We start from the raw sequence: 10,206 nt of genomic DNA, 5'->3' as shown, positions 1-10,206 counted from the left end.
GGCCGATGTAAAGTTGCATTGGGCTGTCCTCCTCAAAGTTTGTGTCGTATGAGCACGTTTAACGTTTGAGGCTGTTTTATCAAACAGACCTCGAGGACAGCCCTCTTTCATGTATACGCAGCAAGGCACGCGAGCGGACCATAGTCATTGTCCAACGATGCGCTCCGCGACGCGGGATTGATCAATGTTCAAAGACAATCGCAGTGCGCGAGTTTCGGGCCGGCTCCAAGCCGGATCATCCGAGGGTGGACTGATGCGCTCAGTTTGCGGTGCCATGTGCCACGCCACGATCTATGACCGATAATCGTGCGGAATATTTTGTCTCGATGAACAATACTTCTTTGAGAACGCGCTGAACGAGCTGTCGCCCGGCTTCGAGCCGGGGCAAAACTCGCGTACGTGACCTGCATGTGGCTCGACGATAATCTCCGCGACGCGGCATAGATCGACGCTAAACGATCCGGGAAATATGCGAGCCTTGCAGCGGCTCCAAGCCGCCGCCGCGCAGCCTGCGATCTATCCGGCCGGGCGTTTATTTCCAGCGATTGAAGAAGTCCCGATCGCTCCAATAGATCTCGGTTCCTTGATCACCGACAAAGGTCACCTTGCCCTCCTCGTCTAGGTAGTCAACGCAGAACGCCTGTGCGCCTGCAACGTAGGTCACGTTCTGCGGATACGTTCCCAGATCCCAGGACTGGGCCTGCAGCGTATCCAGGTCCAGCCGGACCAGCCTGCGTTCCTGGGCCATCACCACGGCCATGGTCGAGTTTCCCAGAGCATAGCTCTCGAACTCGCCCTGGAAGCCGATGGGCACGGCCACGTTGCGTTCGAGGTCGACCAGGTTGATGTCGTTGCTCCCGAACTCGCCTGATCCGCTCTTGCCGATCACCAGCAGCCTTCCCTCGCCGATGAACTTCACCGGATCGTCGACACTGGAGCTGACGTTGACGCTCAGCGGATAGCTCTGTACGTCAAAGTCCGCCAAGTCCACGGTGAGCAGCATGTCCTCGCCGCGATCATAGAGCACGGCCAGGGAGCCGTCGTCGCTGAGCAGCACTCTCTCCGCACTGATTGTCAGGTCGATGTTCTCCAGCATCCCTTGATCCAGGTCGAGCACGCTCAGGCGCGAGAGTTCGGGGATCGTCAGCAGCGCAATGCGCGTTTCGGGGATGAACACGATGTCGCTGGCGCTGCGCTCGATGTCGATGATGTTGATCGAGGGCGCCAGCAGGTCCAGCACGTAGAGATCGGGCAGCTTATCGGCGAGCACCAGCGCCAGCTCGCCATCGGGGCTGATGCTCATCATACTGGGTTCGCGCGGATCCTCGGGGCCCAACGACAGCGGGAAGGTCGAGGTCTCCAACGTATCGAGGTCCAGGTAGACCACGCGGTAGTCCTTGCTCAGCAGACACCTGTCTCCAGCGGGAGCAAAGGCAATGTTGTCCGGCGTAAAGTCGATGGAGAGCGCCACGGCGCTGCCGGCCTGGGCGTCGACCACATTCATCTCGTAATAGTTGATTACTCCGCCCTCGCCGTAGTCCGCTTCCCCGGCGTTGGGATCGTAGAGCGCCAGTACGTGCACTCCGTCGGGTGAGACGATCAGCCGATTGGCGCTTTCGCCGACATCAATCGTCCTGACCACGCTTTGGTTCGCCGGATTGACGACCAGAATTTGATCGGCCGCGCCGTCGAGCACCGCCAGGGTCTCGCCATTGGCAACGGTTTTAATGTCAGCCAGTTCCTGGGCCGCGGCCAGCGATCTGTGGACCGTATTCGCCGGGTCGAACAGCTCCAGGGAGCTGTCGTAGGGATCGACGATCACCGCCCACTGTCCGGCGGACAAGGCTGCTCGATAAACGTACTCGCCGGCCTCCTCGCGTCCCTGGTCCTGCTCCTCTTCGGGGCAGGCGGCCAGCAGCGCGGCCAGAATCAGCACTAATAGAATCGCAATCATCCGTCGCATGCTTCACCTCCTTCAGGGCTCGATCTCGCCGTTGAGCAGAAACCCGGTGATCGTACGGATCTGCAGGTTAGTCGCGTCGACGAAACTGATCCGTCCCAGCGGGTGGTCCTGCAGCACGTAGGCCAAGTCGTCGGCGGCAATCACTCCGGCGTCCACCGGCTTGGAGGGCGAGCTGATCAGGTCGACGATGCCGCTGCTGATTCGCGCCAAGGCGACCTTCTTATGCGTGGGCAGCGGCACGATGCCGTAACGCCCCAGTTCGTCGAACGAGACGCTTGTGGGCTTCTGGGGCACCTCCACAGTGTTGATCCGGCCGTCATCGAAGTTCATGACCGAGAAGGCCTGTACTCTGTCGAAATACTCGTCAAGGGGATCGATCGGCTCGCCGTCTCCGCCCTGGTGGAACAGCACCGCGCCGGTGTCCCCGGGCGCAATGGCAACCGAACTCAGCGGTTTGAGCGTAAGGAAGGTCCGCAGCTCGCCCGCATCCACATCGAGCAAATGCACGCGCTCGATCTGCTGGGCGTTGGTGAACAGCACGGCCAGCGAGCCGTCGGCGGTCAGCTCGCCCGAGCCGATCACCTCGTCGGTGGTAAATTGCGTCAGCTCGAGGGTCTGGTTGTCCAGCACGTTGATCCGGCCCTCCTCGCGACAAATGATCAGCGAACAATCGCCCTGGGACGCGACATCGAGGTCCGTGGCGTAGCAGCCCAGCTCGATCGGCTCAATCGAGTAGTCGCTTAGATCCAGAGCCCGTACCACGGTCGAGCCGGTGACCATGATCAGCGCGTAACGGCCGTCGGCCGTGAGTTTGACTCGGCTGATGCGCTCCCCCTGAAGCACGTTGATTCCGCTGGGCAGACTGACGAACGAGCTGTCCGCCAAACCGATCAGCGCCAGATCCACCTCCGATGCCAGCAGCGCGTGATCGTTGACCGTGAACAACACCGAGTCCGGCGAGAAGCCGATGGCCAACGAACTGACCTTTGAAGCCGCGATGTCGGCGATCGAGACCTCGAAAAAGCCCTTGTCGCCACCCTCGTAGTGGTGATAGGCCAAAGCGTAACGTGCGCCCGGAGCAGCATCGAGCCGATTGAGCCCCGGCCGAAGATCGAGCTCGCTTACACTGTTGTCGTTGGTATCGATCACGCTCAGCGTATCGTCCCCGGTGTTGAGCGTGAGCAGCGCCGAGCAGTCATCAGTGGCGCGCAATACCTCGGGATGCCGCCCAACCTCGATCGTGGTCACCGCCAGGGTCTGGGAATCGATGCGGCTGAGGTAATCCTCTCCGGTATTGGGCACGTACAGTGCGCCGTCGCAGTAGACCGGCTTGCGGCCCAGATCGCTCTCTTCCTCGGGATCAGGCGGTTCGATGTCATCATCGTCGTCGGCCGAATCATCGTCGCCCGAATCGTCGTCGCCACTGGCGTCGTCGTCACTGGCGTCGTCGTCGTTCATTTCATCGTCATCGTAATCCTCGTCGTCGTCCGCGTCGGCGCCGTCGCCGCCCAGTCCGGAACAGCCCAATCCGCAGGCGATCAGACCGGCCAGGACCATCAGCGCGAGCGCAACCGTCCATTTAGCACGCATGCCACCCCCCTTATTGCCCCAGATTTTTCTATTTTTTCATCCGGACGCACGAATGGCGTCCTTTGCCTTATCGCGGATCTATCGAATTATATTAATTAAGTGCTGGTTGTTGTTCGTTACTTACACGCAACGACGCTAGTTGTCCTTGAGCATCACCGGCGAAATCAAAGAAATCATTAGGATCGAGAACATCATGCCCCAACGATTTTTCATTCTCTTCTCTTTCATTAGCCACCTCCCTGCTGATCCAACATGCATCCGGGTTAGCAATTTTCCCCGTTGCCGCGGATGCAATTCAATTTAATTAGTTTTAAGCAATTTAAGTGCCAGGCTCACCGATATATACGACAGTGTTGTTAATTAAGCATATTCTAAACTTTATATAGCGTATCAACTTTCGGTTTGGTAATAAATTTGTGAGCCTAACATCAGAATTTTGAGGGACAGCCCGCGGCGCGGCAGCCGGAGGAATCGGACCGTGCCTCTCTGAATGAGCATTCATTCATTTTATGCTTGACATAATAGCCTGCGCTTCATAGGATCCTTCGATTCGCCTTAGCGGGCGTTTCAACTAGACTGTTTGCCGAAAAGTCATCAAGCGATAATATGAGGAGGTATTCCCCGTGAGCAACGGTGAAAAAGTGATGAATCGCTGGTTGGTCGTGGTCGGGGCGATCATGATCCAGCTTTGCCTGGGCGCAATCTACGCCTGGTCGGTGTTCACCACGCCGCTGAAAGCGGCCGGTTGGACCAAGACCGAGACGCAGTACGTGTTCGCCGCGGGCCTGGCGCTGTTCGCCATCGTGATGGTGATCGCCGGACGCCTGATGCCCAAACTCGGACCGCGCAAGCTGGCAATGGCCGGCGGCGTTGTGCTCGGCGCGGGCTATGCCCTGGCCGGGCTGTTGGGTCCGCTGAACTTCTGGGTGACCTTCCTGTTTGTCGGCGTGGTCGGCGGCGCAGGCATCGGCCTGGCGTACGTGGTTCCGATCGCCGTGGGCATGCGCTGGTTCCCGGACAAAAAAGGCATGATCACCGGCCTGGCGGTTGCGGGCTTCGGCTTCGGCGCCATGCTGTGGGTCAAGCTGGCGGGCGCCTGGGGCCATTTGCTTGAAGAGACCAGCCTGGGCCTAAGCGGCACGTTCATCCTCTACGGCGCGATCTTCCTGATCGCGGTGGTCATCGGCGGCATCTGGATGGTCTTCCCGCCCGAGGGCTGGCTGCCCAAGGGCTACAAGCCGCCCGCGGCCAATGCTGCCGGCGCACCTGCGGCGGGCACGGTCGACTTTAACTCGGGCCAGATGCTCTCCACCCCGCAGTTCTATATGATCCTGCTGACATTCGCCTTTGGCGCGTCCGCGGGCCTGATGAGCATCGGCCTGATGAAGCTCTTCCCGTCCGAGGCGCTGATCGCCAACGGCATCGACCCGATCAAGGCCAGCGCCATTGCGGGCACGGCCATGGCCGTGTTCTTCAGCCTGGCCAACGGCATCGGCCGCATCGCCTGGGGCATGATCTCGGACAAGATCGGCCGCAAGCCCTCGATCATCATCATGATGGCCACCCAGGGCGTGTTCGTGATTCTCTTCCAATGGATGGCCGGAACCCCGGCCACGCTGTTCCTGTTCGCCACGCTGATCGGCTTTAACTTCGGCGGCAACTTCGCATTGTTCCCGACGATCACGGCCGACACCTTCGGCACCAAGTACGTGGGCCAGAACTACGGCTGGGTCTTCCTGGCCTACGGTATCGGCGGCATCTTCGGCCCGATCCTGGGCGGCAAGCTCGGCGACATGGGCAACTTCGCCCTGGCCTTCACCATCTGCGGCGTGCTGTGCCTGGCGGCCGCGGGCGTGATCAGCATGGTCAAGCCCCCCAAGCAGGCCTAAGCACCTAGCGCGATAGTCCTTACCAGGGCCCGGCCATTGCGGTCGGGCCCTTTTTTTATTTCCCTGAAAAAATCCTTCTCCCGCCTTATGCGTTGTGTTATTTTAATCTTATCCATGGGGCGGAGTTGAAATCATGAAGCACGAGGGGACCGCAAGCCGCCATCGCCGTACAATCCGACCAGCCTCCCGATCCTGGGCGCGATCACGGAAGTTCTTTCCCGCGCTGCTGCTGATCTGCCTGGCGATTGGCCTTCTAAGCTCTCCGGCGCTGGGCGACTCATCGCCCGGAGAAACCTACTTCGTGCTCGCCAAGTTTTTAATCAACAGCGATCCCGAGCCGCTGTGGGACATGTATTTTAGTGATTCGTATGAGGACGATTCCGAGATCTCCCTCGCCCTGGACAGCTCCGGAAACAGCTTTACATCGCGCTGCAACGACTATAATTCGTCGCTGATGAGTGTAAGCGCGGATGGCGGGGACCATTGGCAGCTCTGGATAAACGAACTTGTCTACGATCTTCTCCCCGCACCCCAGGGCGGCGTGATCACCACCGGCAATTCGGACGAGGGTTGGATGGAGACCTGTTCATACGACCAGGACGGCAACCTGCTGTGGACTGCAATCCCCGACCATCGAAGTGCTAAAGGAGAGGTGCTGGTTGCCGACGCTGACGATTACTTCTTCGCCCTTGGACAACGGACATACGGCCAAGCATGCCGGGCGGTTAAATACGATTATTCCGGCAACCAGCAGTGGCTCGCTACCATCCAAGGCTACGGCGATTATTGTCAACCCGAGGATGCGGCGGTCGACCACGAGGGCAACCTGTATTTCACCGGATTATTGATCGACGAGTCGGACCAGACCGGTTTCATCACGCTGAAATATTCCGCTGACGGCGTCGAGGAATGGGGCGCGACGTACGACAGCGGCCCAGGCAACGATTATGGATCGGCGATCGCCGTGGACAATCAGGGCAACACCTACGTCACGGGCATGGACGACAAGAGACATTGCAACACCTTGAAGTACGATCCCAACGGCGACCTGCTGTGGTCCGATGGTTTCTATCTAAACAACGGGGAGGATCGCGGTTCGTCGAAGTACTACACGAACCAGGAATCGGCCATGGCCTTGGACGATCAGGGCAACGCCTACGTTACCGGTCCCTGCTGTGAAAGCGACGATAACAATGTCTGTATGGCGTTGGTAAAATACAATCCCGATGGTGAGCTGCAATGGTCTGAATATCTGCCGGAGACCTCCTACCTGACAAGGTCGGCTCTCTCTCTCTCTCCCGATGGCGATTTGATCATACTCGGCGGAGAGTACCTGGGTTACCTGCGTTACAGCACGGACGGCGAGCTGCTCGAGACGATAAGCTATCTGCCGAATCTAGATTTTTCCTACATGGGCCTCAATGCGCTGACCGTTGACGACCAGTCACACGTCTATGTTGCCGGGACCATTTACATGCCCGACCAAGGCGGCGAAGACGATGATGACATCGATGATGATGACATCGACGATGATGACATCGACGATGATGATGATGACGATGATGATCACGGATTCTGGGAGGACGACAACGAGGACGTAGACGACAAAGACTCGGGCTGCTGCGGGTGACAAGCGGTCGATTCACAACAAATTCCACGTGCGCACGTAGATCCTTCGGCCAAGGGCCTCAGGATGACAATTGGCGCACGATATCAATGCTATATAACGCTGTCAGTCGTGCGCAGGCTGTCACCCTGAACGAAGTGAAGGGTCTACGTCCTACAACCACCCTACGTGAATTATAAACAAATTCCACGTGCGCACGTAGATCCTTCGGCCCTGGGCCTCAGGATGACAATTGGCGCACGATATCAATGCGATATAACCCTACACATCGCCCGCAGTACGTCATCCTGAACAAAGTGAAGGATCTACTTTCTACTCCCACGCCGTGTCAGGGTTAGCACCGACTCCCGCCTGCCGGTCCTGATCCCATCTTTTTTTCTCTTTTCCACAGAATAACTTGACCATACGGCGAATAAATATTATTAAAGGTGATCGTGGTAATTATGCAAATAGCCCTTGGTATAGCTGTCTTGGTTGTTACTTGTATTGGAGTCTTCTACTACGAACGCAAGCAGTATATTCTTGCCCATGATAAAGATAAAAATGAGCCCAAGACATTAGCACCCGATCCTCCCGTTGTTGAGCCAAAACCACCAACCACCTTCGACCTTTCCGCCATCTACACCACGTCCTCGTTCCATGGCCGGGAAAAGGAATTGGACGCGATCGAGGCGCTGCTGCAAGAGCATCGCGTGCTGACCCTGCTGGGCATGGGCGGCATCGGCAAGTCAGTGCTCGCGTGCAAGGCGGCCGAGCGGGCCAAGGACCGTTTCGACGCTGTCTGGGGCTTCAGCTTCAAGACCGACACAACCCTGCAAAATTTCCTCACCGAGATCGGTAAGCGGCTTCTGGGCAAGGGTGTAATAGAGGGGCTATCCGAAAAAGATCTGAAGGCTGGTGTGCTCAATGGCTTAGCCGATGCCCGCCGCCTGCTGATCCTGGACAACTTTGAGACCGTGCTGCACGCCCAGGAACACGGCGATACTGACGCTGACGCGCTGCTCGGGTTTCTCAACCGAATAAGTCCAAACGCGACCCTGCTGATCACATCCCGAGAGGCTCCCACGCATTTAACCGGAGAGAAAACTATCCAAGTTCCGTCCCTTGACCGAGAGCCTGCGGTGGCTGTCATTCGAGACGAACTGTCCATCAAGCAAGAGGACTATAAGGCTGCTGTGCTGTCCGAGATCGCGGACAAGCTTTCTGACCATGCTTTAGCCTGTCGCCTGATCGGCGGCTATCTGGCCGAGTCATCCCTGAAACCAGATCAGGCTGTTAAACAGGCGCGGAACCTGATAACCAAGGCGCACGCTGCGAACGTAGACCCTAGCCTCAGCAGTTTTGAGGGCTCTCTATCTCTGAGCCTGGACGCGCTCTCCGCTGACGAGCGCCGACTGATCGAGGCGGTATCGATCTTTCAGGGGCCGTTCACTGCCGAGGCTGCCGGATTTATAGCTGTGCTTGACGAGCCCATTCCAGTTCTCGACCGCCTCTGCCGCCGCAGCCTGGTCGAGTGCGGGAAAGTGCCGCACTACCAGAGAGTCGAGGTCTACACGATCCACGCGCTGATCAGGGAGACAATCTGGGAAAAGGCCGATCAAGACCGCTGGTCTGAAAAACTCTCCAAGTACACCTTGTTCATCGACCGCGATCTTGCAGCCGAAAGAGACATATCAGATACCGACTTCCTGGTCTCGGTCCAGCAGATGCTTCCCGACCTAGTCCGCGGCGCCCGCAGCTTGGGAAAAGATGGCGCGGCATCACTGGGCAATCTGGCAATCATGCTACAGAACCAAGGCGAATACCTGGAATCCATCCGCATGCATGACGAATGTAGGGAGATATTTGAACAGGCAGATGATAAACGTAACGTCGCCACCTCCCTCCACCTGATCGGTGTGATCCATCAGCTGCGCGGCGATTTGGACGCCGCACTGGAGCAATACCAGCAGGCGCAAGAGATATTCGACGAGCTGGGCGCTAAAATGGAGCAAGCCATCACCCTCCACCAGATCGGCATGATCCTCCAGCAGCGCGGCGATTTGGACGCCGCCCTGGAGCAATACCAGCAGAGCATCAAAATTAAACGCGAGATCGGCAACAAGGAGGGAGAGGCCAGCACCCTCCACCAGATCGGCAACGTCCATTATCTGCGCGGCGATTTGGACGCCGCCCTGGAGCAATACCAGCAGAGCATCAAAATTGAACGCGAGATTGGCGATAAGGCGGGAGTTGCTCGGACCCTCCACCAGATCGGCATGATCCATCAGAAGCGTGGCGATAACGCCGCCGCCCTGGAGCAATACCAGCAGAGCCTCGAGATCGAGATTGGTTTAGGGAATCAGCTTGGCATTGGGCAGAGCTATAGCACCATCGGTTTGTTACTCTTTGAGATGGGAAAAAAGGATGAAGGACTTAAGTTAGTTCAGCAGGCCCTGGAGATCTTCGAGCGCATCGGAGCCAAGCCCAATGTCGAGAGGGCACAACGCAACCTCGAAATTCTGCGCGGCAAGTTGTAGGACGTTTTACGCCAATTCACATCAAATTCAGCATACGTGAAGTAGATCCTTCGGCCCGGGGCCTCAGGATGACAGCTTGTCGTATGATATCAATGCGATATAGCGCTGTAAGTCGCGCGCGGGCTGTCACCCTGAACAAAGTGAATGGTCTACGCCCTACAACCACCCTGCGCCAATTATAAACAAATTCCACGTGCGCACGTAGATCCTTCGGCAGGGCCTCAGGATGACGGTTTGTCGTATGATATCAATGCGATATAACGCTATCAGTCGCACGCGGGCTGTCATTCTGAACGAAGTGAAGAATCTACTTTCTACAACCACCAATCGTCCATTATAGACAAATTCCACGTGCGCACGTAGATCCTTCGCCTGAGCCTCAGTATGACGGTTTCTCGTATGATATCAATGCGATATGACGCTATCAGTCGCACGCGGGCTGTCATTCTGAACGAAGTGAAGGGTCTACGTTGTAACGCCAAATTTCACCCGTCATGTAAGATAGCGTTTGACACACCTCCCCATCCCCTGGTAAAATATAAAGGTGCTCATTGAAAACTGAATCTCGGACGGCGATTGGAAAATTACGCCTGAAGTCGTGTAGTTGACATAATGTTT

The 10,206-nt window shown here is 57.3% G+C and carries 5 protein-coding genes; 3 read left to right on the top strand and 2 right to left on the bottom strand.

All coding sequences use genetic code 11. The features are described from left to right. Positions 1-532: 532 nt before the first annotated feature. Positions 533-1,963 carry a hypothetical protein gene (locus P9M14_17270; GenBank protein ID MDP8257499.1) on the bottom strand — a complete coding sequence of 477 codons (1,431 nt, stop codon included), beginning with the start codon at positions 1,961-1,963 and terminating at the stop codon, positions 533-535. 12 nt (positions 1,964-1,975) lie between these two features. Next, positions 1,976-3,553 carry a hypothetical protein gene (locus P9M14_17265; protein MDP8257498.1) on the bottom strand — a complete coding sequence of 526 codons (1,578 nt, stop codon included), beginning with the start codon at positions 3,551-3,553 and terminating at the stop codon, positions 1,976-1,978. 623 nt (positions 3,554-4,176) lie between these two features. On the opposite strand from P9M14_17265, the gene P9M14_17260 reads away from it, so the two are divergent. From P9M14_17260 to P9M14_17250, 3 genes are all read left to right on the top strand, one after another. Next, complete coding sequence (locus P9M14_17260) at positions 4,177-5,442, top strand: OFA family MFS transporter (protein MDP8257497.1); 1,266 nt, start codon at positions 4,177-4,179, stop codon at positions 5,440-5,442. 133 nt (positions 5,443-5,575) lie between these two features. Next, the gene (locus P9M14_17255; GenBank protein ID MDP8257496.1) at positions 5,576-7,072 is read left to right on the top strand and encodes a hypothetical protein; all 1,497 of its coding nucleotides are present in this window, start codon (positions 5,576-5,578) and stop codon (positions 7,070-7,072) included. A gap of 425 nt (positions 7,073-7,497) precedes the next feature. Beyond that, positions 7,498-9,588 (top strand): tetratricopeptide repeat protein, encoded by a 2,091-nt coding sequence (locus P9M14_17250; protein ID MDP8257495.1) that lies wholly within the window; start codon positions 7,498-7,500, stop codon positions 9,586-9,588. Positions 9,589-10,206: the final 618 nt, after the last annotated feature.

Source organism: Candidatus Alcyoniella australis, assembly GCA_030765605.1.
Taxonomy (GTDB): domain Bacteria; phylum Lernaellota; class Lernaellaia; order JAVCCG01; family Alcyoniellaceae; genus Alcyoniella; species Alcyoniella australis.
Note: the sequence above shows the minus strand (reverse complement) of the source record. Positions and strands in the feature narration are given on the sequence as shown.